The sequence below is a fragment of the Luteibacter sp. genome, from assembly GCF_036500425.1.
GTDB lineage: Bacteria > Pseudomonadota > Gammaproteobacteria > Xanthomonadales > Rhodanobacteraceae > Luteibacter.
The window spans coordinates 48,929-74,671 of record NZ_DASYCB010000028.1 but is presented as its reverse complement, the minus strand read 5'-3'; the positions used below and the strand labels follow the sequence as shown (position 1 = coordinate 74,671).

General features: G+C 65.4%; 21 protein-coding genes. 13 read left to right on the top strand and 8 right to left on the bottom strand.

All coding sequences use genetic code 11. The annotated features are described in order from the left end of the window. Positions 1-44: 44 nt before the first annotated feature. Together VGN46_RS07075 and serA are read right to left on the bottom strand one after the other, a co-directional pair. On the bottom strand, positions 45-2,057 hold the full coding sequence (locus tag VGN46_RS07075; RefSeq protein ID WP_331642133.1) for a S1 family peptidase: 2,013 nt from the start codon (positions 2,055-2,057) through the stop codon (positions 45-47). Positions 2,058-2,139: 82 nt separating this feature from the next. Beyond that, positions 2,140-3,375, bottom strand: coding sequence for a phosphoglycerate dehydrogenase (gene serA / locus VGN46_RS07070; RefSeq protein WP_331642131.1), 1,236 nt, complete (start codon positions 3,373-3,375; stop codon positions 2,140-2,142). Between the two features lie 123 nt (positions 3,376-3,498). Between serA and VGN46_RS07065 the strand changes: the two genes are divergently transcribed. Together VGN46_RS07065 and pip are read left to right on the top strand one after the other, a co-directional pair. Continuing rightward, complete coding sequence (locus tag VGN46_RS07065) at positions 3,499-4,881, top strand: FAD-binding oxidoreductase (RefSeq protein ID WP_331642129.1); 1,383 nt, start codon at positions 3,499-3,501, stop codon at positions 4,879-4,881. 289 nt (positions 4,882-5,170) lie between these two features. Continuing rightward, positions 5,171-6,127 (top strand): prolyl aminopeptidase, encoded by a 957-nt coding sequence (gene pip / locus VGN46_RS07060; RefSeq protein WP_331642127.1) that lies wholly within the window; start codon positions 5,171-5,173, stop codon positions 6,125-6,127. Between the two features lie 130 nt (positions 6,128-6,257). Here the strand turns inward: pip and VGN46_RS07055 are convergent, their stop codons facing one another. From VGN46_RS07055 to VGN46_RS07045, 3 genes are all read right to left on the bottom strand, one after another. Next, a complete protein-coding gene (locus VGN46_RS07055; protein ID WP_331642125.1) occupies positions 6,258-8,993 on the bottom strand; it encodes a lamin tail domain-containing protein in 2,736 nt (911 codons plus the stop codon). A 218-nt stretch (positions 8,994-9,211) separates the two neighbouring features. Then, positions 9,212-9,850: a uracil phosphoribosyltransferase gene (gene upp / locus VGN46_RS07050; protein ID WP_331642123.1), complete on the bottom strand. Its 639-nt coding sequence runs from the start codon at positions 9,848-9,850 to the stop codon at positions 9,212-9,214. A 139-nt stretch (positions 9,851-9,989) separates the two neighbouring features. Then, positions 9,990-10,307, bottom strand: a complete 318-nt coding sequence (locus VGN46_RS07045) for a PsiF family protein (protein WP_331642121.1) — start codon at positions 10,305-10,307, stop codon at positions 9,990-9,992. A 107-nt stretch (positions 10,308-10,414) separates the two neighbouring features. Between VGN46_RS07045 and VGN46_RS07040 the strand changes: the two genes are divergently transcribed. Then, positions 10,415-10,798: a hypothetical protein gene (locus VGN46_RS07040; protein ID WP_331642119.1), complete on the top strand. Its 384-nt coding sequence runs from the start codon at positions 10,415-10,417 to the stop codon at positions 10,796-10,798. A 4-nt stretch (positions 10,799-10,802) separates the two neighbouring features. Here VGN46_RS07040 and VGN46_RS07035 read toward each other — a convergent pair whose 3' ends face one another. Next, on the bottom strand, positions 10,803-12,299 hold the full coding sequence (locus VGN46_RS07035) for an aminotransferase class III-fold pyridoxal phosphate-dependent enzyme (RefSeq protein WP_331642117.1): 1,497 nt from the start codon (positions 12,297-12,299) through the stop codon (positions 10,803-10,805). Between the two features lie 246 nt (positions 12,300-12,545). On the opposite strand from VGN46_RS07035, the gene VGN46_RS07030 reads away from it, so the two are divergent. The 8 genes from VGN46_RS07030 to queA all read left to right on the top strand — a co-directional run bounded on the left by VGN46_RS07030 (position 12,546) and on the right by queA (position 21,897). Then, a complete protein-coding gene (locus tag VGN46_RS07030) occupies positions 12,546-13,466 on the top strand; it encodes an ABC transporter ATP-binding protein (RefSeq protein ID WP_331642114.1) in 921 nt (306 codons plus the stop codon). Then, positions 13,463-14,242 (top strand): ABC transporter permease, encoded by a 780-nt coding sequence (locus tag VGN46_RS07025; RefSeq protein ID WP_331642112.1) that lies wholly within the window; start codon positions 13,463-13,465, stop codon positions 14,240-14,242. Before VGN46_RS07030 ends, VGN46_RS07025 begins: the two co-directional genes overlap by 4 nt. Positions 14,243-14,248: 6 nt before the next feature. Then, on the top strand, positions 14,249-15,448 hold the full coding sequence (locus tag VGN46_RS07020) for a sensor histidine kinase (RefSeq protein ID WP_331642110.1): 1,200 nt from the start codon (positions 14,249-14,251) through the stop codon (positions 15,446-15,448). Continuing rightward, complete coding sequence (locus VGN46_RS07015; protein ID WP_331642108.1) at positions 15,445-16,578, top strand: sensor histidine kinase; 1,134 nt, start codon at positions 15,445-15,447, stop codon at positions 16,576-16,578. Before VGN46_RS07020 ends, VGN46_RS07015 begins: the two co-directional genes overlap by 4 nt. Next, on the top strand, positions 16,575-17,177 hold the full coding sequence (locus VGN46_RS07010) for a response regulator transcription factor (protein ID WP_331642106.1): 603 nt from the start codon (positions 16,575-16,577) through the stop codon (positions 17,175-17,177). The genes VGN46_RS07015 and VGN46_RS07010 overlap by 4 nt, the downstream gene beginning before the upstream one ends. Before the next feature lie 88 nt (positions 17,178-17,265). Then, positions 17,266-18,462 (top strand): DUF3142 domain-containing protein, encoded by a 1,197-nt coding sequence (locus VGN46_RS07005; protein WP_331642104.1) that lies wholly within the window; start codon positions 17,266-17,268, stop codon positions 18,460-18,462. Next, a complete protein-coding gene (locus tag VGN46_RS07000; RefSeq protein ID WP_331642102.1) occupies positions 18,459-20,828 on the top strand; it encodes a hypothetical protein in 2,370 nt (789 codons plus the stop codon). Before VGN46_RS07005 ends, VGN46_RS07000 begins: the two co-directional genes overlap by 4 nt. Before the next feature lie 34 nt (positions 20,829-20,862). Then, a complete protein-coding gene (queA, locus tag VGN46_RS06995; RefSeq protein WP_331642100.1) occupies positions 20,863-21,897 on the top strand; it encodes a tRNA preQ1(34) S-adenosylmethionine ribosyltransferase-isomerase QueA in 1,035 nt (344 codons plus the stop codon). Between the two features lie 9 nt (positions 21,898-21,906). Here queA and VGN46_RS06990 read toward each other — a convergent pair whose 3' ends face one another. After that, positions 21,907-22,671 (bottom strand): IclR family transcriptional regulator, encoded by a 765-nt coding sequence (locus tag VGN46_RS06990; protein WP_331642098.1) that lies wholly within the window; start codon positions 22,669-22,671, stop codon positions 21,907-21,909. A 170-nt stretch (positions 22,672-22,841) separates the two neighbouring features. Here VGN46_RS06990 and fucP point away from each other — a divergent pair, with 170 nt between their 5' ends. Both fucP and VGN46_RS06980 read left to right on the top strand, forming a co-directional pair. Further along, positions 22,842-24,137, top strand: a complete 1,296-nt coding sequence (gene fucP, locus VGN46_RS06985) for an L-fucose:H+ symporter permease (protein WP_331642096.1) — start codon at positions 22,842-22,844, stop codon at positions 24,135-24,137. Then, positions 24,134-24,490 (top strand): L-rhamnose mutarotase, encoded by a 357-nt coding sequence (locus VGN46_RS06980; RefSeq protein WP_331642094.1) that lies wholly within the window; start codon positions 24,134-24,136, stop codon positions 24,488-24,490. The genes fucP and VGN46_RS06980 overlap by 4 nt, the downstream gene beginning before the upstream one ends. Positions 24,491-24,599: 109 nt before the next feature. Here VGN46_RS06980 and VGN46_RS06975 read toward each other — a convergent pair whose 3' ends face one another. Beyond that, positions 24,600-25,742, bottom strand: a complete 1,143-nt coding sequence (locus tag VGN46_RS06975) for an alpha-hydroxy acid oxidase (RefSeq protein WP_331642092.1) — start codon at positions 25,740-25,742, stop codon at positions 24,600-24,602. Between the last annotated feature and the right edge of the window lies 1 nt (position 25,743).

The window sequence follows — 25,743 nt, the reverse complement described above, 5'->3', positions numbered from 1 at the left end:
CGGGCACCGCTGCGTGATGCGGCAGTGGACCCGCGCCCAATCCGTTAAAGACCTACGGGCGTCGCAGGGGCGGACGTAGCGGCGTCCGCCGTGGGTGATGCCCCCGGTACCTGCGTGCCACGGACCAGTTCCGCGAGGCGCTTCTGCATATCGTCATCGGCGGCCTTGTCACGCACGGCGTAACTCATCGTGTAGATGTAGCTGGCCGCCTTCGGTTGCGAGGGGTCATACACGCGACTCACCAGTCGCCACTCATCGCTTTCGAACGGCTTGCCATCGCGCGGGTGCGCATGTTTGCCCAGCTCGTCCCAGAGCTCATTGGCATCCTGTGATGAATCGGCAAAAGGCTTCTGGAATCGGTCGATGTAGGCCATGGCATTGGGTGCTTCCTGCTGGCTCAGGCTGAGGTGGAGCAGGCGCACCTGAGGCTTGCCGTCCTCGATCGTCCAGCCGCTGGCCGCGAACACTTCCGCGCGCCCGCCGTGCGGCACGATGGCGCTGGGCCATTGCGCTTTGAGGCCATCGATCGCGAGCGTGGCACCCTTCGCATCCTGGCCGAACGACGCGTCCTTCAGCACGGTGGGGCGTGGGCCCTTCGGCAAGAAGGCCTGCCACTGGGCGAGCGTGCCGCCATAGGCGATGTCTTCCATGTCGGCCATCAGCCGCATCTTCAGGGTTTCTTCGAACCGGTCGCCCGGCCCGGCGATACGGATCATGCCGACCGCTCCATCCGGCGTGGGCGTGGTAGCGGTGAGCAGCGACATATCGTGGAAGGGGATGGCGAAGGCATCCACGCGCCATGTGCGACCCTGGCGGTCGGTGAAGGACTCGGTGGACGATGCCTCGCCCAGCGAGGTGACCTTGATGCTCTCGCGGCCGACCTTGCGGGTGATGAAGCCCATGGTCAGCAGCGCGTCGGCGACGGTGCGGCCACCGGTCAGCGCCGGCTGGTCCGCTTCCGAATGGATGTGGAAGAACGCCGTATCGTTCTGCGTCGTACGGTCGATGTAGCCCTTGTTCGGCAGGGGTGAACGCGAGGCATCATCCTTGTCGGCGCGCATCCACACGCCCCCGTTGTCCTGGATGACCAGTGTCGGTACGCCGCCGCTCCACGGGGTATGCGTCAACAGTTCGTGGGATTTCTCGCCCAGGGGCCACAGCGTGGCAGCGCGTTCTTTCAGCCATGCATCGGCTTCCTTTTGCAGGGCGTTGTCGGAGATGGCGGCTACCCGGGCGTAGAAGTCGGCCTGGTTCAGCGGGAGCGCCACCGTGTCGCGCAGGCGGCTATGCCGTGTCTCGGTGCTATATGGCGTGCCAAAGTCCATCGAAAGATCGACGTTGGCCGTCTTGTCCGAGGCATCCATCACGGCGCTGATGGGAAGCGCGAAGTTGAGGTTCTCGCTAGGCGACTTGCGCAGCACCACGCCGATTACCTTGCCCTTATCGTCGATGAGCGGGCCGCCGCTGTTGCCGGGGGAGGCCGGGGCGGAGAAGCGCATCCACTTCCAGCGGCCATCCACTTCCTCGGGCGTATCGGAGGTGTAGAGGCCATCGCGCAGCACCACGCCGGTGCCCAGCGCGTTGCCTACCGCGATCACGTTCTCGTTGACGGCCGGGGCGCGTTCAACCTCAAGCGGCTGCACGGTCGGTGCCTGCTTCAGGCTGAACTCCACGAAATCCTGCTGGGGCGAGAACTTCACCACCTTGTCGACGGCGAAGACGTGGCCTTGCTCATCGCGAAGGGACAGCGGCCCACGCTGGCTGCCGATCCCGCTGGCGAAGACGTGCCAGGCGGTAACGAAGCGGTTTTCCCCGATGGCGAACGCGGTGCCGATGGACTGGAACTTGTCGGTACGTTCCTGGTATGGCATCTGGTCGAGCGGCAAGGGCTTTTCGTACACCACCTTGCCATCGTCGGCCTTGGCCGCGACCACCTCGAACGTGGCCGCCTTCACCCTGGGCAGGAGCGCTGAATCGAGCGTAGCGGCCCCCGCCGCGGTCGTTGCACACACCAGCGCCATCGCGGCCGCGAGAGTCCGTTTCGTCAGAACAGCCATGTCCGTTTTCCCCTGGTTGGTCGCTACAGCGTACGCGACCCGGTGGGGCGATTTGAAGATGCCGGAAGGGCAGTTCGCAGGCTTAGTAGAGGGCACGTGCCCTAAGCGTGCCATCGATCGCGGCAAGCTCGTTACGCAGGGCGGCCGCATGCTCCTCCGTGGTGGTCACGTCGATCACCACGTAGCCGACCTGGCCCGACGTCTGCAGGTACTGCCCGTCGATATTCACCGCGGCGCGGGAGAACACCTCGTTTACCCGTGAAAGCACGCCGGGTATGTTGCGGTGGATATGCAGAAGGCGGCGGCTGGTCGGGTGGCCAGGGAGCGAGACCTCGGGGAAATTGATCGCCGACAGCGTGCTGCCGTTATCGCTGTAGCGCACCAGCTTCGAGGCGACCTCGATGCCGATGTTTTCCTGCGCCTCGCCCGTACTGCCGCCGACGTGCGGGGTCAGGATCACGTTATCCATGCCGACCAGCGGCGAGATAAACGGATCGTCGTTGCCCTTGGGCTCGACGGGAAACACGTCAACCGCTGCGCCTGAAAGATGCTTCGCGTGCAATGCCGCCGCGAGCGCATCGATATCCACGACCGTACCGCGCGAGGCGTTAATCAACATGCTGCCGGCGCGCATCCGGCCGATCTCGGCGGCACCGATCATCAGTTTCGTCTGCGGGGTCTCCGGGACGTGCAGGGTAACCACGTCGGCCCGCTCCAGCAGGTCCTCAAGGTTCGAGGCCGGGCGTGCGTTGCCTAGCGAGAGCTTGGCTTCAACATCGTGGAAGATGACCCGCATGCCCAACGATTCGGCGAGCACGCCGACCTGGGTGCCGATATGACCGTAGCCGACGATGCCGAGCACCTTGTCGCGCACTTCGAAGCTGCCGGCGGCCGATTTTGACCAGCCGCCACGATGGCACTGGGCGTTCTTCTCCGGGATACGGCGCATCAGCATGATCGCTTCGGCGATCACCAGTTCGGCGACGCTGCGCGTGTTGGAGTAGGGCGCATTGAAGACCGGCACGCCAAGGCGCTCGGCTTCGACGGAATCGACCTGGTTGGTGCCGATGCAGAAGCAGCCCACGGCGATCAGCCGGCGTGCCTCGGCGAGCACCTCGGCGGTCAGGTGGGTGCGTGAGCGGATGCCCACGATGTGCGCGTCCGCGATGCGCTCGCGCAGCTCATCCTCGGGCAGCGATTTCTCGTGGAACTCGATCTGGGTGTAGCCGGCCTGGCGGAAGGTATCCAGCGCGCTGCGGCTGACGCCCTCCAGGAGCAGCACCTTGATGTCCTCTTTGGGGTACGACGTGCGCTTCATGGCCAGCCCGGTCTCTAGCGAAGTGAAGCCCCACTATGCCAGATCGTGACCGCGATGTTGCAGTGCAGTGGACGGCTGACGGCTGCGCTGGCACCCTCGGGTGGCCACCCTTGCGAGAGCCTCATGAGCGATCCGCGCCTGACTGAACTGGCCCGCCTGCTGCCCGGCCTGAAACTTTCCACCGACCCCGGCGACCTGGAACATCACGGCCGCGACTGGACCCGGCGCTGGACGCCCGCGCCGCTGGCCATCGCATGGCCCGGCGATATCGCCGAGGTGCAAGGCCTGGTTCGCTGGGCCAACGACCACCAGGTGGCGATCGTGCCTTCCGGTGGCCGAACCGGTCTTTCCGGCGGTGCCGTGGCGGCTAGCGGCGAGCTGGTGGTGTCGCTGGACCGGATGAACAAGGTCCTTGGCTTTGACCCGGTGGATCGCACGCTGACCGTCCAGCCGGGTATCGCCCTGGAAGCGGTGCACAACGCGGCGCGCGAGCATGGCCTGATTTACCCGGTGAACTTCGCCGCGCGCGGCTCTTGCCAGATCGGCGGCAACATCGCCACGAACGCTGGCGGGATCCGGGTCATCCGCTATGGCAACACGCGCCAATGGATCGCCGGGCTGAAGGTGGTCACCGGCAGCGGTGAACTGCTCGACCTCAACAAGGGCCTGATCAAGAACGCCTCCGGCTACGACCTGCGCCATCTGTTCATCGGCTCGGAAGGCACCCTCGGCATCGTCGTCGAGGCGACCCTGTCGCTGACCTCGCCGCCGCCCGCCTCGCAGGTGATGCTGCTGGCGGTGCCGGCCATGGACGCGCTGATGAAGGTCTTTGCCGAGGCGCGCCACCGGCTGCACCTGGAGGCCTTCGAGTTCTTCACCGACCGGGCGTTGCATCACGTGTTGGCGCATGGCGGCCAGGCACCGTTCGGCGAAACCTACCCGTTCTACGTGGTGACCGAGTTCGATGCGGCGGATGAGAAGGCCGAAGCCGATGCACTGGGATTCTTCGAGCAGTGCATGGAGGAAGGCTGGGTGGTCGACGGCGTGATTTCCTCGTCCGATGCCCAGGCCGCCGCCCTCTGGCGCCTGCGCGAAGGCATCACCGAGAGCCTGGCGAAGCACAAGCCGTACAAGAACGATGTCTCGGTGCGTATTTCGCGTGTCCCGGCCTTCATGGCCGAGATGCAGGCGCTGCTGGATGAGGGCTACCCGGACGTGGACGTGGTCTGGTTCGGCCATATCGGTGACGGGAACCTGCATATCAACGTGCTGAAGCCGGAGGCGGTCGAGTACGCCACCTTTGTCGAGCAGTGTGAGCACGTGACGACCTTGCTGGTCGAGACGCTGGCGCGGCACAAGGGAAGTATCTCCGCCGAGCACGGGATCGGGCTGGTGAAGAAGCCGTGGCTGGGGAGCGTCCGGTCAGAGGCGGAGATCGCCCTGATGCGGGGGATCAAGGCGGTGATGGATCCGAACGGGGTGATGAACCCCGGGAAGTTGCTCTAGCCAGGGGAGGCTGATCGCGCGCAAGCGCGCTCCTACAAGGCCTACGCAGATCTGTTGTAGGAGCGCGCTCGCGCGCGATCTCCCCAAGGCTGCAGCAGTTGTAGGAGCGCGCTCGCGCGCGATCCCCCCAAGGCTGCAGCAGTTGTAGGAGCGCGCTTGCGCGCGATGCCCCAGGGCCGCAGTAGTTGTAGGAGCGCGCTTGCGCGCGATCCCGCCGACCGTCCGTACAGGGTAGGGGCAGGCTGGGTTACCCTTGTCACATTTCCCCCATCCCCCCCAAGGACACGCCATGGCTCAGGAATCCCCCGACCTGTACCCCGCGATCGAGCCGTATGACGTCGGCTCGCTCAAGGTCTCCGAGCTGCATACCCTGTATTACGAGCAGAGCGGCAACCCGAACGGCAAGCCGGTGGTGTTCCTGCATGGCGGCCCGGGCGGCGGCACCAACCCGCGCTGCCGTCGCTTCTTCGACCCGAAGAAGTACCGCATCGTGCTGTTCGACCAGCGTGGCTGTGGCAAGTCCACGCCGCATGCCGAGCTGACCGACAACACCACGTGGGACCTCGTTGCCGATATCGAGCGCATCCGCAAGCACCTCGGCATCGACCGGTGGCAGGTGTTCGGCGGTTCGTGGGGTTCGACCCTGGCGCTGGCCTATGCGCAGACCCATCCGGCCCAGGTGAGCGAGCTCGTCCTGCGCGGCATTTTCATGCTTCGCCGCAGCGAGCTTGAGTGGTTCTACCAGGCCGGCTGCGACCAGCTCTACCCGGATGCGTGGGAGACCTACCTCTCGGCGATCCCGCAGGCTGAGCACGGCGACCTGATCAGCGCCTACCACCGCCGCCTCACCAGCAAGGACCCGGCGGTTCGCGTCGCCGCCGCACGTGCCTGGTCGGTATGGGAAGCCGCGACCAGCTACCTGTACCAGGATGAAGGCCATATGGCCTCCAGCGGTGAAGACGAGTTCGCGCTCGCGTTCGCGCGCATCGAGTGCCACTACTTCGTCAACGCCGGCTTCTTCGAGGTCGATGGCCAACTGCTGCGCGACGTGGGCAAGATCCGCCACATCCCGACGGTGATCGTGCAGGGCCGCTACGACGTGGTCTGCCCGGTGCGTAGCGCGTGGGACTTGCACCGCGCGTTCCCCGAAGCGCAGCTGCGCATCGTCCAGGATGCCGGCCACTCCGCTTTCGAACCTGGCATCACCCGCGAACTCGTACGCGCCACGAACGAATTCGCGAAATAACGAGCCCCTTGTAGGAGCGCGCTTGCGCGCGATGGGTGGTTGCGGCAAGACCCATCGCGCGCAAGCGCGCTCCTACAAACAGCCGAAAAAGGGCGCCCGGTTTGCACCGGGCGCCCTTCTCATTTCACGCTTAGAACAAGATCGACGGCAGCGTCAGCAGGTCCACCACGAAACCATCGTGGTCGGACGAGCCCATCGCCTTCTTCACACCAGTCTCCTTGGCAGCATCATCCAGCGTCTGCACCGGGGCATCCAGGTTGCCGCGGCCGTATTCCATGCGGATGAACAGGCCACGCGCGATGGTATTGAGCAGCGCATGGTCGAGCACCTGGTGCGTCGGCACCGAGCGCGGGGCCTGGCCCTGGATGTTGCCGAAGTTCTCGGTGAACAGGAACGAGTAGCGATCCTGCGCGGGCACGGAATCCACCGCATTCCACAGCGCCGGCTTCACAATGTTCTTGCCGAGCTTCAGCAGGTTCTGGCTATCGTCGTACTTGCCCGAGACCAGGCCCACCACGTCGGTGAAGCCATCGCTGAACTGATACGAGTTGAAGTCACCCACCACCATGATCGGCGTGAGCAGGTTCTTCCGGTCGGTCTGCAAAGCCTGCACCTGCTTTGCCAGTGACTGGGCCTGCAAGAAGCGCTTCTGGCGGTCACGATCGGCCGTGGTGCCGGTCTTATCGACGTTCTGGCGAGCCTTCGGGTGCACGGCGATCACATTGACGCGCATGCGGCCGATGATCGACGGCACGTCGGCCGTGAGCAGCAGCGGCGGGTGGTCATGCAGGAACGACTGCGTGCCGCCATCATCCCAGGTGGCATCCGCGTCGAGCTGGCGCACGTCCACCACGCGGACGCGGTCGGTACGCACGAGGAAGCCCACGTTGATACCGCTCGGGTCGTGGCCCGGCTGCAGGAACGCTTCGTACTGGGCCGGGTAATCATCACCCAGCTGCTTCGCCAGACCCTGCAGCACGGCGAGGCTCTTCACCTCTTCGACTGACAGGATGTCCGGGAGCTTCAGCACGCTACCGACGTACGCGGAGAGGCGCTGGGTCTTCAGCTTCACCTCGTCCGCCGTTGGCTCGGTGCTGCCGCCGCTGCAGGTAAAGGTGGTGTTGAAGTCCGTATCGCAGAAGCGCTCCATGTTGAACGCGCCGATGCGCACCGCGTAGAACGGCTTGTTGTCGACCGGACGCGGCAGCGGGTTGGTCTTGGTGATCGTGATCTTGCTCGGGATGAAGGTGTACGCGCCGAACGCATACGAGATCACGCCTTCCGCCTTGAAGGTGGTGCCGGCGTTGTACGGCGTGTTGGCCGGGACGGCGCCGAAATCGGCTGTGTTCATCTTCAGCACTTCCGGGTTACCCGACCAGTTCGGCAGGGTCACGCCATCGGGTACTGGCACCGTGTAACGCACGCCCGGCTTGCGCAGCGAGCGCTGGCCGTTAGCCGTGATGTAAACCTCGGCGAACGGCTCGTTGCTGAAGCGCAGGTTGCCGGTGGTGATCATGCCGTTGTTGATCGTGACGCGCATGCCCACGAAGCACTGGTAGTTCGTCGTACCGCAGGAGAGCGCGTTCGGATCGTTCGACGGGACCTTGTCGTTGAAGACCACGGCGGTCGGCAGGCGCGCGCCGTGCATCGTCGTCGTGATCGTCGCGTTCTTCAGCTCCGGCAGGTTGAAGTAGTTGTCGACCGTGGCTTCCACGTCCACCTGGTCGCCGGCCTTCACCGTCGGCGCTGTGCTGGTGAAGACGTACACACCGTTTGAAGTCAGCGGGTCGTTATCGGCACGCGCGTCCGGGGTCTGCATGGTGAAGCCCGCCGGGCCTACCGCGGTGACGATATTGCCCTTGGTGGCGACACGCTTACCGAGCAGCGGCGACACTTGGTCGTGGCCGGTGATCTGCCAGATTTCAGCGGCGACCGGGATCTCGTTGAGGATCGCGCCGACCGCGGTGGCCTTGGCCAGCGCTACGCCGCCCGAGGCGTTGGTGAGGTTCACCTTGAACGCCCTGTCATCGCCAGCCGCCTTCGCGCCGTGCACGTTCACCGTCACGGTGGCCGTGGTCTGGCCGGCTGGGATGGTGAGGTCGGTGTTGAGCGCGTCGTAGTCACCGGCGGCGACCGTCGCGGTGTCGTCCGCGGTGGCGGCGTGCACGGTCACATCCGCCGCACCCGCCTGGCTCAGCGTCACGGTGAACGGCATCGGCACGTCATCGGCATTGCGCAGGCTGACCGAGGCGTCGGCGATCGACAGGCTCGGGCCCTGGGCCACGCAGGTGCTGGCACTGTTGTGCGGGGCAGTCGGCGCGACCTTCACCCAGTCGGCCGAATTGTCGCCGCTGGACTGCGGGAAGCCCGCCGCGTTGGTCTTGCGGCCGTAGCCCTGGTCGCTGTTCGTGCTACCCAGGGTCGCCAGCGGCGTGCCGAGCTTGTATGCCGAGCCGGCGCTCAGGCCAACCTGGTCGATCACCGTGCCGGAGGCATCCAGCAGGGCCAGGCCACCGTCATCGGTGACACCGGTGGAATACTTCTGATCGAAGGCGACAGTGCCCGAGTAACCCGAGGCGGCGGTGTTAGCCAGCAGCAGGTAGCAGCCCGGGGCGATGCTGACACCGGCCGGGAAGGTGAAACGGGTACCCGTCGTGCCGGCGCTGTTGGACGCGTTGAGCTTGTAGCCGGAAACGTCCAGTGGCGCGGTGCCGGAATTCTGGACTTCGACGAATTCGTCGTTGCCGCCGGCCGGGCCGCGTACGCGGAACTGGGTGATGGAAAGATCCGCCGCCTGGAGCGACGAGACGGCCATAAGGCCGGCAAGCGCCGCCCACAGGGCGCGCTGCTGTTTGGTCGAACGCATTCGATAATCCCCTCGAGTCGTTGAGTTGTACGCGACCCAAGACGCCCGCAATCCCCTGCGGCGGCGCTCCCCCTGTCAGGTCCGCCGCCGGATTTTGCCGCAGGTTTATGACAGGGGAATGTGACGGACCCGGCTCTTGTAGGAGCGCGCTTGCGCGCGATGGGGGTGGCCGCAAGCACCCATCGCGCGCAAGCGCGCTCCTACAAGGGGGTATCGGGTCATTCGGGCTTTTGCTTCGTGCCGAAGATCTTGTCGCCGGCATCGCCCAGGCCGGGGAGGATGTAGCCGAGTTCGTTGAGGTGGTCGTCGATCGACGCCGTGTAGATCTCGATGTCCGGATGGGCGGCCTCGATGCGGGCCAGCCCTTCTGGCGCGGCGACGAGGAACAAGCCCTTGATGCGCTTTGCGCCTGCCGCCTTCAGCATGTCGACCGTGGCGACCAGGGTGCCGGCGGTCGCCAGCATCGGGTCCACGATGATCGCCGTACGCTCATCCATGCGGCCGCTGAGCTTCTCGTAGTAAGCCACCGGCTGCAGGGTCTCCTCATCGCGCTGCAGGCCGACCACGCTGACCTTGGCCGCCGGGATCATCTCCAGCACACCGGTGAGCATGCCCAGGCCCGCGCGCAGGATCGGCACGATCGTGACCTTCTTTCCCTTGATATGGGTGATTTCGACAGGACCGGCCCAGCCCTGGATGGTCTTGCACTCGGTTTCCATGTCCGCCGTGGCCTCGTACGTCAGCAGGGCGGCAACCTCGGAAGCCAGCTCGCGGAACTCCTTGGTGCTGATGCCAGCGGCGCGCATCAGGCCGAGTTTGTGCTGGATAAGGGGGTGGCGGACTTCGACGATTTTCATGGGGCATGCCGGGGCGTTGGTTTCGATGCGCACATTTTCGCATGGTCTGGCGGTGACGCACGCCTATCGCGCGCAAGCGCGCTCCTACAAGAGCCCCTGTAGGAGCGCGCTTGCGCGCGATAGGGACTTGCCGAAACGCTCAACCGTGCAAACAGCTACTCATAAACGCCTTCCGCTCATCGCCCTTCAGGGTCTTGGCTTTCGGGTCGGCGTTACACGCCTTCATCTTTTCCTGCTGGGTCATCTTGGCAGGCGCGGCTGCGGCGGGCTGTTCGCCCTTCAGGCAGCTGCTCATGAAGGTTTTGCGGTCGTCGCCTTTCTTGCCGGCAGCCTGCGTGTTGCAGGTCTTCATCCGCTGCTGCTGGGGGGTAAGGTCTTTGGCGGCCTGGGCCGCGAACGCGGAACCGGCGAAAACGAAGAGGGCGGAAACGGCTAGGACACGAAACTGCACGCGCATGGCGAACCCCTACGTGACGCCGGCAGATCCGGCGTGGGGCAGCTTACGCCTTTTCTCATGACCAGGAAGGGTTGTGCGGCGGGCCCGCTTCACCTAGCGTGCGGTCCATGCGCCAACCCATCGATATCTGGACCGATCCGAACCACATGCTGCGCGGCATCCGTTATCACGATGGCCGCGTGCAGCACGTAGCTTTCGAGGGTGATGACGCTACGGTGCGGATCCTATCGGCTGATGGCGAGCCCGTGGATCTTGTCCTCAGCGGCGTGAAGGCGTGGCGCCAGACCGGCCTGACCAGCGAGAGCATCGTGGGTTGGATCTTCCTGGTCGATCCCGCGAAGGCTGAACCCAGCGTATTAGCGACGATGCTAGGGAGTGACGGCGCCATACAAGAAGGCCTCGAGCCCGGCGAACTGATCGTCGTGGTCGAGGCCATCATGGGTATCGATATTGTCGCCGTATGCCGCGGCGTAGCGGCATACGGTGGTTGAAACGTTACGCAGCCTTTTCGGCAGCGCGGCGCGGGCCTTCTTTCAGGGCGTGGCGGACTTCATCGATGATGAGGTCGACTTCGGCGCTGGTGACGCGGAAGTGCGGGGTGAAGCGCAGTGAGTTGGCGCCGCCGTGGATCACGCCGATGCCGCGCTCGCGCATGTATTCCTCGGTGGAGCCTTCGCCGTAGCACTTGAACTCCGCTGCCAGCTCGCACGAGAACAGCAGGCCGGTGCCCTGGACCTTGGTGATCAGGCCACCGAGTTCGGACTTCAGGCCTTCGAGCTTCTGCACGAATTCCTTGCCGCGCTCGCGGATGTTGTGACGCACTTCGTCGGTCAGTTCGGCCATGGTGGCCACGGCGACATCCAGCGCGCGCGGGTTGGCGGTCATGGTGTTGCCGTATATGCCCTTGCGGTACAGGCCGGCGACGCGCTCGGAAACCGCGAGCACGGAAAGCGGGTACTGGCCGGCGTTGAGCGCCTTGGAGAACGTCTCCAGATCCGGCGGATCGAGCTTTTCGAAGCCCGGGTAATCGATGATCGAGAGCACGCCATGCGCACGCAGGCCGGCCTGGATCGAATCGACCAGCAGCAGGGTGCCGTGTTCGCGGGTGAGTTCGCGGGCGGCGGCATAGAACTCCGGCGTCAGCGCGCGGCCCGGGTCACCTTCACCCATGACCGGCTCGAGGAACATGGCTTCGATGAACCAGCCGTTGCGCTCGGCATCGGCAAATGCCTGTTTCAGCGATGCCACGTTGTACGGTTCGACCGTGATCAGCGTGTCTTCATTACGGAAGCTGGCGAGGTGCTGCTGGTAGTTGCGGCGCGACGAATCCGAATAGATCGCCGGGCGTTCGGTGCGGCCGTGGAAGGCACCCTTCACGGCGAGGCGCTTGATCGTGTGGCCAGCGTGGCGCGCACCCGGGTCGGTCATCAGGCGGGCGTTGACGTCCGCGATGCGGCCGGCCAGCGTGACCGATTCCGAGCCGGAATTCAGGCAGAGGAAATGCGAGTACGGGCTGCCGCCACGGGTCTGGCCGAGTTCCTTACGCAGCGCTTCGCACAGGCGCAGCTGCGAAACGTTCGCGGTCATCACGTTGGCCATGACCTGCGGACGCGACATCGCTTCGAGGATGTGCTCCGGGTTGTGACCGAAGCCGAGCATGCCGTAGCCGCCATCGTCGTGGAGCACAGCACCCTTCAGGGTCACGACCCAAGGGCCGTGCGCGGCGGCGGGGACGTAAGGATTCACGCCGTCGTCGGGATAGAAGTTCACCAGGCCGCACTGCAGGTGGTGGATCTGCGCATCTTCATCCATGCGCAGGAATTCGCCCATGTCGGCGCGCAGGCCCTGGTGGTACGCGGCGGCGTCTTCGATGGCGCGGCGCAGGTTGGCGTCATGGGCGGCGAAGCGCTCGATGGTCGCGTCGGGCAGGCCGGTGGTGCGGGCCTTGCCGCCGAAATCGCGCATCTCGCGCAGGGTACCGATGACGTTCATTACCTTTCCTCACCAAAGAGCAGGTTGCGGGGTTGCCGTGGACCGTGGGGCCGTTGGGTCGCGCGCAAGCGCGCTCCTACAGATACTTCCCTAACTATCTATCTTTAAAGGGATTATTGGCCGAGCATAGCATGCGGCTTTTTGCCCCGTAACCCCCGGGTGACGCTTGTCACATCCGCACAATGACGCAAACGACTGCCGCCAAGGGGTTGCATCCGTTTATGTTGCGACGCAAGGGAGGACACCATGAACTTCGACACCTGCATCGCCCGCCTTGAAGGCGTCCACAAACGTTACGGCGCGGTCACCGCGCTGGATGGCATCAACCTCAGTATCCACCGCGGCGAACTGCTGGCGCTGCTGGGGCCCAACGGCGCCGGGAAGACCACGGCCATCAGTCTGCTGTTGGGCCTGCACCGGGCCGATAGCGGCACGGTCAGCCTGTTCGGCCGCGACCCGCTGGAGATCGACGCGCGCCGCCGCATCGGCGTGATGCTGCAGTCGGCCAACCTGCCGCCGACGCTGAAGGTCCGCGAGCTCCTGCGGGTGACCGCCAGCTACTACCCGAACCCGCGCGCCGTCGCCGAGTGTGCCGCTATCGCCGGCATCACCGATCTGCTCGAGCGTCGCTATGCAGCGCTCTCCGGCGGCCAGCAGCGCCGCGTGCAGTTCGCCATGGCGCTGGCCGGCCACCCGGAACTCCTGTTCCTCGATGAGCCGACCGTCGGTATGGATATCAACGCGCGCCAGGCGCTGTGGTCCGCGATCCGCAACCTGGTCGCAGGCGGCGCATCGGTCGTGCTCACGACGCACTACCTCGAAGAAGCGGAAGCGCTCGCGGACCGCGTATGTGTCATCGCGAAGGGCCGAGTCGTCACGGAAGGCACGGTCGACGCCCTGCGTGCCCACGTCGCGGTACGTCGCATTCGCTGTATCACCAGCGTGCCGGTGGACATCATCAGCGCGTGGCCGGAGGTGGATAGTGCCTCGCTGCAACAGGGCCGCCTCGTCGTCGCGACCACCCAGGCGGAAACGGTCGTGCGTCGCCTGCTTGCCCAGGACGCGAGTCTTTCGGAACTGGAAGTGCAGCGCGCCGGTCTCGCGGAAGCGTTCACCGAAATCACCCGCGATAGCGAAGCGGCGGATGCCGCGCAGGAGGCTGCATGAACACGATCGAAGGCACCGCCACTCCGGGCATGAGCACCGCTCGCCTGTTCAACGCGTACGTGCAGGAAGCGCGCGCGGAAGTGCTGCGCTACCTGCGCCTGCCGGGGTTCCTGCTGCCGACGATGCTGTTCCCGTCGGTGTTCTACCTCATGTTCGGCATCTTCCTCGCCAAGCACAATTCGCCGGATGCCGCGCGCTACCTGCTCGCGTCGTACGGCACCTTCGGCGTGATGGCGCCCGGCCTGTTCGGCTTTGGTGTATCCCTCGCCATTGATCGCGAGCACGGGCTGCTGACACTGAAACGCGCGCTACCCATGCCGCCCGGGGCCTACCTTGTCGGCAAGATGTGCATGGCGCTGATGATGGCCTCGGTGGTGACCACGATCATGCTGTGCCTGGCGATCTTCGGCGCCCATGTGCAACTGGGCGCGGCCAACATTGCCGCCTTCTTTATTACTGAGGTCCTGGGTGTGCTGGTGTTCTGCTCGCTTGGCCTGCTGCTGGGCACGCTGGCCAAGGGCCAGTCGGCACCGGGGCTGGTGAACCTTATCTACCTGCCTATGGCCTTCCTCTCCGGCCTGTGGTTTCCGCTCTCGATCATGCCGAACTTCCTGCAGGCTCTGGCACCGGTCTGGCCGGCGTACCACCTTGACCAGCTGGCCTTGTCGGCGATCGGGATGGGGCAGGGTGGCGTGCTGATCCATGCGCTGGTGCTGGCCGGGTTCACGGCGGTGTTCCTGACCCTCGCTGCCCGTCGTCTGGCGCGGCACGGTTGAAGTAGCATGGCCGAATACCTCCCAGCCCCGGACCGATCGATGCTTCCCTCGTGGTTACTGCCGGCTCCTGATTCGCTATGGGCCCGCCTGAAGGCCCAGGGCAAGCTGCGCTTCACCACGATGTTCAACCTGGTCTGGTCATTCTGGGTCTTTGGCGACCTGATCTTCCAGCCTACGCTGCCGCCGCACTGGGTGCTGGTGACATCGCTGACGTTCCCCGCATTTCTCGCGCTATACGGGCTCGCCTACACCCGGCCCGTACGCCACTCCATGTGGTACGCCTCGCTCATGGCAGTGCTGGGCTACGTGGCGATGGGGATGAATGCGAGCGGTGGTGCGTGTTATGTCATCTTCGCCTGCTCGTTCATGGGCTTCCATGGCCCGGTCCGCGTCTGCCTTGCCAGGGTCGCGGCGGTGCTCATCCTCTTCGTCACGCTGGCACTCACGCTTGCGCACTGGCCATGGACCGTTGCCGCGGTCATGACGTTCGTCGCCTTGTCGGTCAGCGTGGCAAACCTTCTTTACCGCATGAACGGCCAGAAGGACTGGGAGCTGAAGCTCTCGCACGACGAGGTGCGCAGACTCGCGGCCACGGCGGAGCGCGAGCGGATTGGCCGCGATCTGCATGACCTGCTCGGACACACCTTGTCGCTTATTACGTTGAAACTGGAGCTTTCGCGCCGCTTGCTCGATCGCGATACCGAAGCTGCACGACGTGAGATGGAAGAAGCCGAGCGCGTCGCACGCCATGCCCTGGCCGAAGTGCGCGCCGCCGTCACCGGCATCCGCACCACGGGCCTTGCCGCCGAGCTGGCTTCCGCCCGCCTGCTGCTGGGTTCTTCCGCAGTGACCTTCAACTACATCACCGAGATGCCCGTGCTGCCCGCGCGCCTTGAGAGTGAGCTGGCGCTCGTGCTTCGTGAAGCGGTAACGAACATTCACCGTCACGCGGAAGCGAGTATCGCGGAGGCGAAGGTGCAGGTCGTCGGTAACGAACTCACGCTCTGCATCGCGGATAACGGCAGCGGTACGACAGGCACCGAAGGCAACGGCCTGTGTGGCATGCGCGAACGCGTGCGCGCACTCGGGGGCACCATGTCGTTCGAATCGACGAAGGGGAAGGGAACGCGGGTCATGATCTGCATTCCGCTTACTGCCGGGGAGCGACGCGAGCTGCCCGGCGAGCCGCGGAGGCTGGCCTCGTGAACTGGTGGAAACACCCGCGGCCCGATTCATTGATGGGCACGCTGGATTCGCCGGTGTACCTGCGCTGGACCGCGGTCCTGCAGATGTTCTGGCTGTTTGCGTTGATCTCCGCACCGTGGGGCGTGAACGGCTTCCACTGGGACTGGTTCATCCCGTCCGTGATCTCGATGTTCCTGTACGTGGCGTGCTACATGCAGGTCTTCTTCGGGCCGATACGCCACATGGTCCGCAACGCTACGATCATCCTTGTCATGGGCTTCGCGCTGTGGACCGTGAATCCGGTAGCGATCGGTTACGTGGTAATCGCGCTCTCGATGCTTGCCTTCGCACCGGGTCCGCGACCGTGGCTGGTGGCGACGACGGTGTGCTCACTCGTTACCGTGCTTTGGGTGCACTGGTTCAACATCCCGACCATCCAGGCTTGGGTCATGCCGTTCGTCGGCCTGGTCACCGGCTATGGCAATTACCTGTATGCCCGCACGATCCGTCGTGACGTGCAGCTTCGCCTGACCCAGGACGAAGTGACCCGGCTGGCCACCCTGGCCGAACGCGAGCGCATCGGCCGTGACCTGCACGACCTGCTTGGCCATACGCTTTCACTGATCACGTTGAAGTCAGAGTTGGCACGGCGCCTCGCCATTGCCGACCCGCCGCGCGCACAGCGCGAAATGGAAGAGGTGGAACGCGTGGCGCGGCACACGCTCGCCGAGGTACGCAACGCGGTCACCGGCATGCGCGCGGGCGATCTCGGCTGCGAACTCGTTTCTGCGCGGCTCATGCTCGAGGCCTCGGGCATCGCGCTCGCGATCGATAAGCCTGCCAGCCTGGCCTTGCCCACGCAGGCGGAGGCCGCGCTTTCCCTCGTACTGCGCGAAGCCATCACCAATATTCATCGGCATTCCCGCGCCACCGAGGCCCGGGTCACCATCACCCAGGAAGGACAGACGTTCTCGATGCGAATCTCGGATAACGGTTGCGGCGGACTCGCCGCGCATGGCAATGGCGTCTCCGGCATGCGAGAGCGTGTGCGGCAGATCGGCGGACGCCTGGCGATCGATTCGCCGGCAAAGCAGGGCACAGCCCTCGCCATCGAGCTTTCGCACATCACCCTGCAGGAGCGCATCGCATGATCCGCGTGTTCCTTGCCGAAGACCAGGCGATGGTGCGCGGCGCGCTGTCGGCCCTGCTCAACCTGGAGTCCGACATCGAAGTGCTCGGTACCGCGCCCGATGGTGAAACCGCGTGGCGTGAACTCCAGCGCCTGAAGCCCGACGTGCTGGTCACCGATATCGAAATGCCCGGCCTCACCGGCCTGGAGATCGCACAGCGCGTGCATCGCCACGAGCTGCCGATCAAGGTGGTCATCGTCACCACGTTCGCCCGTCCGGGCTTCCTGCGCCGCGCGCTGGATGCGGGCGTCAGTGGCTACCTGCTGAAGGATGCGCCGGCGGAGAACCTCGCCGAGTCACTGCGCCTGGTTCACCGCGGTGGTCGCGCGATCGATCCGCAGCTGGCGCTGGAGGCGTGGTCCGAGGCGGATCCGCTGAATGATCGCGAGCGGCAGGTGCTGCGGCTGGCGGGCGAGGGGCAGTCAGCAAGTGATATCGGCACGCAGCTGAATCTTTCGCATGGCACGGTGCGCAATTACCTTTCCGAGGCGATCGGTAAGTTGGGGGCGGCGAACCGGATTGAGGCGTATCGGTTGGCGCGGCAGAAGGGGTGGTTGTAGGCGGTTCCGGCATGGCGTATCGCGCGCGAGCGCGCTCCTACAGGGAGAGGACGCGGTAGACTGGTGGTTCCTTTCAGGGGCCACCGGATTGGCGCGGATTGTTTGCCTGCTATCGATAACGCTTGCGCTCGCGTTGCTGATCGCGTGCGGTCGCACGCCTGCGCCGTTTACCCACGATGCCTATATCTGGCAGCGGCAGTGGACGCCTGCGTTGCGTAACGCGGTGGAAGGCTCTCGCGACCTGGTGCGCGACTGGCGCGTGCTGGTGGCGCAGGCCTCGCCTGACGGCCACGTCCAGGTGTTCACGCCCGATCGCGTCGTGCTGGCTGCAACCCATCGGCCGGTGATCGTGGTGGTGCGCATCGATGGGCGGTTGGCGGCCTTCAGCGCAGCAGGTCTCCGCGCGCGTATCACGGCTGTCCTGGCGCAATGGCCCCAGGCCGCCGGCGTGGAGATCGACTACGACTGCCCGACCTCACGGTTACCGGCTTATGCCGACTTCCTAGGTGAACTGAAACCCGCGCTTGGCGCGACCTCGCTTTCGATCACTGCGCTGCCCACCTGGATCGGTTCGGTGGACCTCGATCGTTTGCTCGCCATTCCTGACGAATCGGTCCTGCAGGTGCATGCGGTGCAGGCGCCGCAGGCTGGCCTGTTCGATCCCGAGATCGCCGCGGCGTGGGTTGCCGACTACGCGAGGCGCACCCACAAGCCATTCCGGGTGGCATTGCCAACGTACGGATCGCGTGTGAGTTGGAACGAGGATGGCACGCTGCTCGCCGTCGAAAGCGAGCAGGCCGCTTTGGCTGCCGGTGCCGTATCGTCTGAGTTGTACGCCTCACCCGATCGCGTGCTCGCCTTCATCCAGCGCTTGTCGGCGGACCGCCCCGTGGGTCTCGCAGGCTTCGTCTGGTTTCGTCTGCCGACGACCGATGACACACGCGCCTGGAGTCTCGCGACGTGGCGCGGCGTCATCACCCAGCACCTCGATCGCACACCGTTGCGCCTGCAGCTACGTGATGCAGGCCATGGCGCGAGCGATGTCGTCCTCGAGAATCCTGCGTCCGCTGACGCTGCCGCCCCGGAGCGCGTGATGCTGCCTGATGGATGTGAACTGGCCGACGGGATCGACGGCTACCGCCTGGCGCCGGGTGGAACGACACCTGTGCTCGTTGCCGCGCTGGCTCGCCCCTTACCTGCGCATACCACGCGCGCCATCGGCTGGGCGCGCTGCCGTCCCGGCACCGCTACCACGCTTAGCCTGCAGGGAACCCCCGTTTCATGATGAAGCAGAACGCATTTGCGGTTGGCCTTGCCCTGACGGCCATCGGTGCCGTGGTCTGGGCGTGTGGTCCGGACTTTCCGACGCAGCTACTGGATGATCGTGCCGCCACGTTGAAGGCGACGCCGGAGAACACCTTTACGTTCGAGGCGCAACATCTGCTGCCGGCGTCGGATGCACTGGAAGCGGTGGAGACGCCCCGCTGGGGCGATGCGCCGCAACGTGCGGACCTGCCTGTGGCGCAGGCGGAGAAGGTCAAAAGCCTGATGGGGTCACCGACGGGTAGCGCTGCGTACGACGCAGGCGAGGGCCTGCCCGAGGATGTGCGCCGCTACGTCGCGGGCGCCGTGGACTACAACCGCGCGACTGCCGCCTGCCCCCAGGCAGAGACCAGTGATACCGGCGAGGCCACCGACCGCCCGGTGTGCACCACGTTCGATGATGCCGCGCTGGCAGCCGCGCAGGCCAGCTTCGAACAGGTACTGGCGATGCCGGCCGACCAGGCGAAGGCGCGCGGTGCATGGGCGGCCTACATGCTGGGTGAGGTCAACACGCTCCATGCGATCAAGGCGGCAGGCACGCCCGCATTCGGGATGGCACGCGATGCGTCGGCCAAAGCATTCCAGGAAACGCGTGCGCGGGTGCTGGCGGGCGCATCGGATGCGCAGGGTCTTGGTGTGGCGAGCTTCGGCGAGGAAGCGCGACTCAGCCTGTTTGTCGGCAAAACCCTATGCGGCTGGGCTGCGTTCACCCGCAACGACGAGTGCGTAAGTGACGTAGCGCCGGCGGATCTCAAGCACGCGATCGCGTTGTATGCCGCGCAGGCGGGGCATGGCTCCGGCCAGGCCATCGATTCGCTGGAGGCGATCGCCTCGGCGGTACTGATCAATGATGGGCAGGCCGCCACCCTTATCGATGGTCCGCTCACGCAGCGCATGCTCGTTGCGTATGCGCTTGCCCGGGTCGCTCCGCAGACGCGGGACGGTAAGCCACTGCCCATCCTTGGCCAGTTGATCGACGCGATCCTCGCCAACGGCCCCGACAAGGTCGCTTCCGCGGATCGCCTCGCCTCCCTTGCCTACCAGGTCGGCCGCTACGACGACGCCGAGAAGCTACTGGTCAAGGCCGACGGCCCCTTGGCCAGCTGGGTGCGCGCCAAGCTCGCGCTGCGGAAGGGTGATAGCGGCGCTGCGGCCAAGGCGTACGCTGAAGCAGCCAAGGCGTTTCCCACGGCAGATGATCCAAAGGCGTCGCTCGCGCCCGGCAGCGTGCATCTGCTGATGGGTGAGCGCGGTGTTCTCGCACTTACCCGTGGCGAGTATGTGGAAGCGATGGCTCGCCTATACGAAGCGGCAAGCGCCGTGGGTGGCGATGGCAATACGTACGATGAGGTCTACAGCACGGGTATCGGCTATGGCAACGATACAGCGTATATCGCCGAACGCGTCCTTACGGTCGATGAGCTGAAGGCCTTCGTTGACCAGCACGCCCCGGCGTACTCGCCGGCGCCCAAACCCGATGACGCGCATGCGGCATACGCGGCGAGCGGAGTCGCGGATCATCTGCGCCACCTGCTTGCCCGTCGCCTGATGCGCGCGGGACGTTACGACGAGGCCTACGCGTACTTCCCGGCGGCTGGCGACAAGCGGTTTGGCGATGTCGATCTCGTTGCGAAGGCCAAGGCCTATGCCGCGGCGGCACACGAGGGCGATAGCGCGTGGCGTGATATCGACAAGGCCGAGGCACGCTACAAGGCGGCGAAGATCGCACGTGAAGACGGTATGGAAATCCTGGGCTATGAGCAGGGCCCGGATTATTTCGATAACGGCGGAAACTTCCAGGGCGGAAGCGGACAGTCCCTGGCGACGCTGAAGGGGGCCGATGTCACCGACGGTGAACGTCAGCGCTTCAACGCTAGTGCCGCCGAACCGGACTATCGCCTGCACTATCGCTACGTGGCAGCCGACCGTGCGGTGAGCGCCGCCGACCTGCTGCCGCCACGCTCCCAGGCATTCGCCGCCACGCTGTGCCAGGCCACGCACTGGATGCTTGAAGGGCCGCCGGACTACAACGAGGCGCGAGATGGCGAGCGCAGCAAGCAGCCGAACGAGCGCCAGCGTCGGGCCCGCGCCTACTACGACCGCTATGTGAAGCAGGGTCCGTACGTGGCATGGGCCGGTGATTTCGGCTGGAGCTGCGAGGAACCGGACTTCGCCAGTGCCCGTGCGCTGAAGCGGACCCAGCAGATCGCCGCAGTGAAACACTTCGTGCGCCACTGGCTGTGGGCGGAGATGGCGCTGGCCGTTGGCGTGCTCGGTGGTCTGGGCTGGCTCGTGGCCCGGCGCCGTCGCCGCCGGATTGCGCCATAATCCCAGGCCCCTACCTGCTCCACCGGCCAGCTAAGTGAAGAAATCCGACTTCGACTTCGATCTCCCGCCCGACCTGATCGCCCAGGCGCCGCTCGAGCGGCGCTCAGGGAGCCGGCTGCTGGTGGTGGATGTGGGCGCCCGCTCCAAGTCGAACCGAAAGTTCTACGACCTGCCGGATCTCATCCAGCCGGGCGACCTGCTGGTTTTCAACGACACCCGAGTGCTCCCGGCGCGCCTCTACGGCCGCAAGGACAGTGGCGGCGCCGTCGAGATCCTGATCGAGCGCGTTACCGGCGCGCATGAAGCTCGTGCCCAGCTCGGCGTGAGCAAAAAGCCGAAAGAGGGCGGGATCATTGAGCTCGCCGATGGCACGCGGATCACCGTGCTCGGCCGCGACGGTGAATTCTTCATGCTGCGCTTCGAGATCGAGGAACCGCTGGAGCGCCTGCTCGGCCGCCTGGGCGAAATGCCGTTGCCGCCGTATATCGAGCGCGATGCCGATCAAACGGACATGGAACGCTACCAGACCGTGTTCGCCCGCGAGCCGGGCGCGGTCGCTGCGCCTACCGCGGGCCTGCATTTCGACGAGGCGCTGCTGGCCAAGCTGCGCGACAAGGGTGTGGATTTTGGCTACGTCACCCTGCACGTCGGCGCCGGTACCTTCCAGCCCATGCGCGCGGAAAACGTGCAGGACCACGTCATGCACCGTGAATGGCTGAACGTGGGCGCCGAGCTGGTCCAGAAGATCCGCGCCACGCGTGCCGCGGGTGGCCGGGTGATCGCGGTGGGCACCACCGTGGTCCGGGCGCTGGAAAGTGCCACCGTGGAAGGCGTGCTCCGCCCGTTTGCCGGCGAGACGCAGATCTTCATCTTCCCCGGCTACAAGATCACCAGCGTGGATGCGCTGGTCACCAATTTCCATCTGCCGCAATCAACCCTGCTCATGCTGGTCTCGGCGCTGGCCGGCAAGGAAGCGATCCTGGACGCCTATCGCTACGCGGTGCTGCAGCGCTACCGCTTCTTCAGCTACGGCGACGCCATGCTGATCCTGCCGCCGCCTGCGGTGTAACCGCGCCTCTTACGGCGCGCCGTGCGAGAGCTCACGGCTGATGTCCTCGGCAGCGGCGACCAGGAAGCGTGCGGTCGCTTTCGCATCGACTTTCGCTCCGCGCCGCTCGATGAAGGGCACGGTGAGTGCGCAGACGGCGTGGTTGCCTTCGATGATCGGAGCGGAAAGGTCGGTGACGCCATCGACTACTTCGCTGGGGATGGTGGCAAGGCCCGCGGCGCGGATGTCCTTGATGGTGGTTTCCAGGCGGCCGCGCTTTAGCGCGGGCTCGTGTTCCAGCATCAGGCGGAACCAGCGTTCGCGCGTCTCATCGGTCTGCCAGGCCAGCAGCACGTAGCCCGATGCGGAGTGCGAGATGGGGCGGCGATGACCGACGCGGACGACCAGGCCGGTCTCGCCCGGCGGATCGACGCGGGCGATGACGACGATCTGTTCCTGCGAAGGCACCACCAGGTGACAGGACTGATCGATCTCATCGGCTAGCCGGTGCATCACCGGCATCGCGGTTTCCACCAGGTTTTTCACCGGCGGCTGTTCCATGCCCAGCCGGAACAGGCGCGGCGTGAGTGAATAGGCGCCTTCGCCATCGGGGCGGGCGATATAGTCACGTTCTTCCAGGACCTGGAGCATGCGGAAGATCTCGCCACGGGAGCGGCCCACGCCATCGGAAATGTCAGCGATGGAGAGCGGCTGCGTCGCCTTGGCGAGCAACTCGAGGATATCGAGGCCCTTATCGAGGGCGGGGGCGCGATACTTCGGTGTATCAGAGGACATGGCGTTCCGTGGCGTGACCGAGACGTTGCGCGGCAAGTCTAGCCTGCCCCTGTGTACAGACATACGGGGCGCGGCGTGCTACTTATGCTGCAGCGCAGCTTGTTATGCAGGTGAACTATACGTTCATATTTGCACAGGATGGGGCCGGGGTCACGAGGGGTAAGCAACGTATGCAGCAACACACGCCATTCAAGGTGCCGGATTCGCGAGCCCTGGCCAAGGCGCCGCTCTTTCCGCTGGTACTGATCGTCAGCCTGTTCTTCCTCTGGGGCGTGGCGAACAACCTGAACGATGTACTCGTCGCGCAGTTCAAGAAGGCCTTCACCCTGTCGGATTTCCAGGCAGGGTTGGTCCAGAGCGCGTTCTATCTTGGTTATTTCATCGTCGCGATTCCTGCCGGCGCCTTCATGCGCCGCTACGGCTACAAGTCGGCGGTGGTATTTGGCCTGGGACTGTATGGGGCGGGGGCGTTGCTGTTCTGGCCTGCCGCGGCGAGCGCCACCTATGCGACCTTCCTGGTCGGCCTGTTCGTGATCGCTGCGGGTCTCGCCTTCCTCGAAACCTCCGCGAATCCCTACGTCACCTTGCTTGGCCCCCGTGAGTCGGCGGCATCGCGCCTCAACCTGGCACAGGCATTCAATCCACTGGGTTCGATTACGGGCGTCCTGATCGGCCAGCATTTCATTTTCACCGGCATCGAACGCACGCCCGCGGAACTCGCAGCGATGGATGTCGCCGCACGTACGGCCTACGTGCACAGTGAAGCCGCCGCCGTGCAGATGCCTTACCTGTTTATCGGCCTCGGCGTGTTCGTATGGGCGGTGATCATCGCCGTGACGCGGTTCCCGCGCGTCTCGGTGGAAGAGGAGGGCGCGCCGCCGGAACGCGGCGTGCTCGGCCGCTTGTTGCGCGAGGGCCGCTTCATGTCGGCGGTGGCGGCGCAGTTCTTCTACGTGGGCGCACAGGTCGCGGTCTTCAGCTACATGATCCGCTACGCGCAGGCGACCATGCCGGGAACGCCAGACAAGGTCGCGGCAAACTACATCACCGCGGGCCTGTTGGCCTTCATGGCCGGACGCTTCGCCGGCGCAGCGATCATGAAATACCTGCGGCCTGCGCGGGTGCTGGCGAGTTTCGCCATCGTCAACGTCGCACTCGCGGCATTCGCCGCCTTCGTGCCGGGGCACCTCGGCATTTATGCGCTGGTCGCGTCGAGCTTCTTCATGTCGATCATGTACCCGACCATCTTCGCCCTGGGCGTCGAAGGCCGTGGCGATACCGAGCGCAAGTTCGGCGCCTCGCTGCTGGTGATGGCGATCGTCGGCGGTGCCGTGGTGACCGCGGTGATGGGTGCGACCTCCGATCATGTCGGTATCGCGCTGGCGATGCTGGTGCCGATGCTGTGCTTCCTCGCGATCTTCCTGTTCGCCTGGCGCCGTATGCGCCCCTCCGGCGCTGTCGCATGAGCTGGCAGTGCCTTGCCCTGGACCTGCGTGACGATGCGGCGCTGATCGCGGAATACGAGCGCTGGCATCGTGCCGAGTTCATCTGGCCGGAGGTGGTCGCCTCGATTCGCGACGCCGGCATCCTGGAGATGCAGATCTTCCGCACAGGTAACCGCCTCGTGATGTTGATGCGGGTGGGGCCGGAATTCGATCCGGAAGCCAAAGCGGCCGCCGATGCCGCCAGTGAGCGGGTGCAGGCGTGGGAAGCGTTGATGTCCACGTTCCAGCAGCCGTTGCCGTGGGCGGCGGAGGGGCAGAAGTGGGTGCCGATGCAGCGGATTTTTGATCTCGGTGGGTGCGAGGCCGGGCGGTAGAAGCCAGCGACCGTGCGGCGATGGGGCGAACGGCGCCGCGCGTAAGCGCGCTCCTACACGGGACCTGCGGTGCTTCTGTAGGAGCGCGCTTGCGCGCGACCGTTTCGCCTCAGCCTTTCCAGAGAATATCGGACGTTACCCGGCTCGCATCGAGCGCACCCGTCAGCGCCATCGTGGTGCTGAGTTCCTTGCGGATAAGCTCGATAGCCTGGGTGACGCCGGCTTCGCCATGGGCGCCCAGGCCGTAGAGGAAGGCTTTGCCGATGAGGCCGGCCCGTGCTCCAAGGGCGAGGGCTTTGAGCAGGTCCTGGCCGCTGGTGATACCGCTATCGAGCAAGACCTCCGTGCCGCCGGCGACCGCGTCGATGATGGACGGAAGTACGTCGATCGCGGCCGGTGCACCATCAAGCTGCCGTCCGCCGTGGTTCGAGACGACGATGGCGTCCACACCGTGCTGCACGGCCAGCTTCGCGTCGTCGGCATCGAGGATGCCCTTGATGATCAGCTTGCCCGGCCAGAGGTCGCGGATCCACGCGAGGTCATCCCAGTTCAACGTCGGGTCGAACTGGCTGGCGATCCACTGGGCGAGGGTGGTGAGGCTATCCGCGCCCTGCACCTTGCCATCCAGGTTGCCGAACGAGCGACTCGGCGCGCGCAGCACGTTCCACGCCCAGCGCGGCTTGCTGGCGATGTCAAACAGGTTGCGCAGGGTGATCTTCGGCGGCACCGACAAGCCGTTTTTGATCTCGCGGTGGCGCTGACCCTGCACGGTAAGGTCAGCGGTGAGCATCAGCGCGGAGCACTCCGCGGCGCGCGCCCGGCGGATGAGTTCACGGGTGAAACCGCGATCTCGCATCACATAGATCTGGAACCAGAATGGCGTGTCGGATGCGGCGTGGACCTGCTCGATCGAGCAGATCGACATCGTGCTCAGGCAGAACGGGATGCCGGCTTTCGCGGCGGCACGCGCACCGTGGATCTCGCCGCTGCCGTGTTGAAGGCCGGTGAGGCCGGTCGGCGCGATCGCCAGCGGCATGCTGAGCGGCTGGCCGAGCACCGTAGTGGCCAACGAACGATTGTCGACGTTGGACATCACGCGCTGGCGAAAGCGAATCCGCTCGAAGGCGCGGCGGTTCTCGCGCAGGGTCGATTCGTCGTAGGAGCCCCGGTCCGCATACTCGAAGAAAGCGCGCGGGACGCGCTTGCGGGCGAGTTCGCGCAGGTCGGCGATATTCGTGACCGGGGTCGCCATG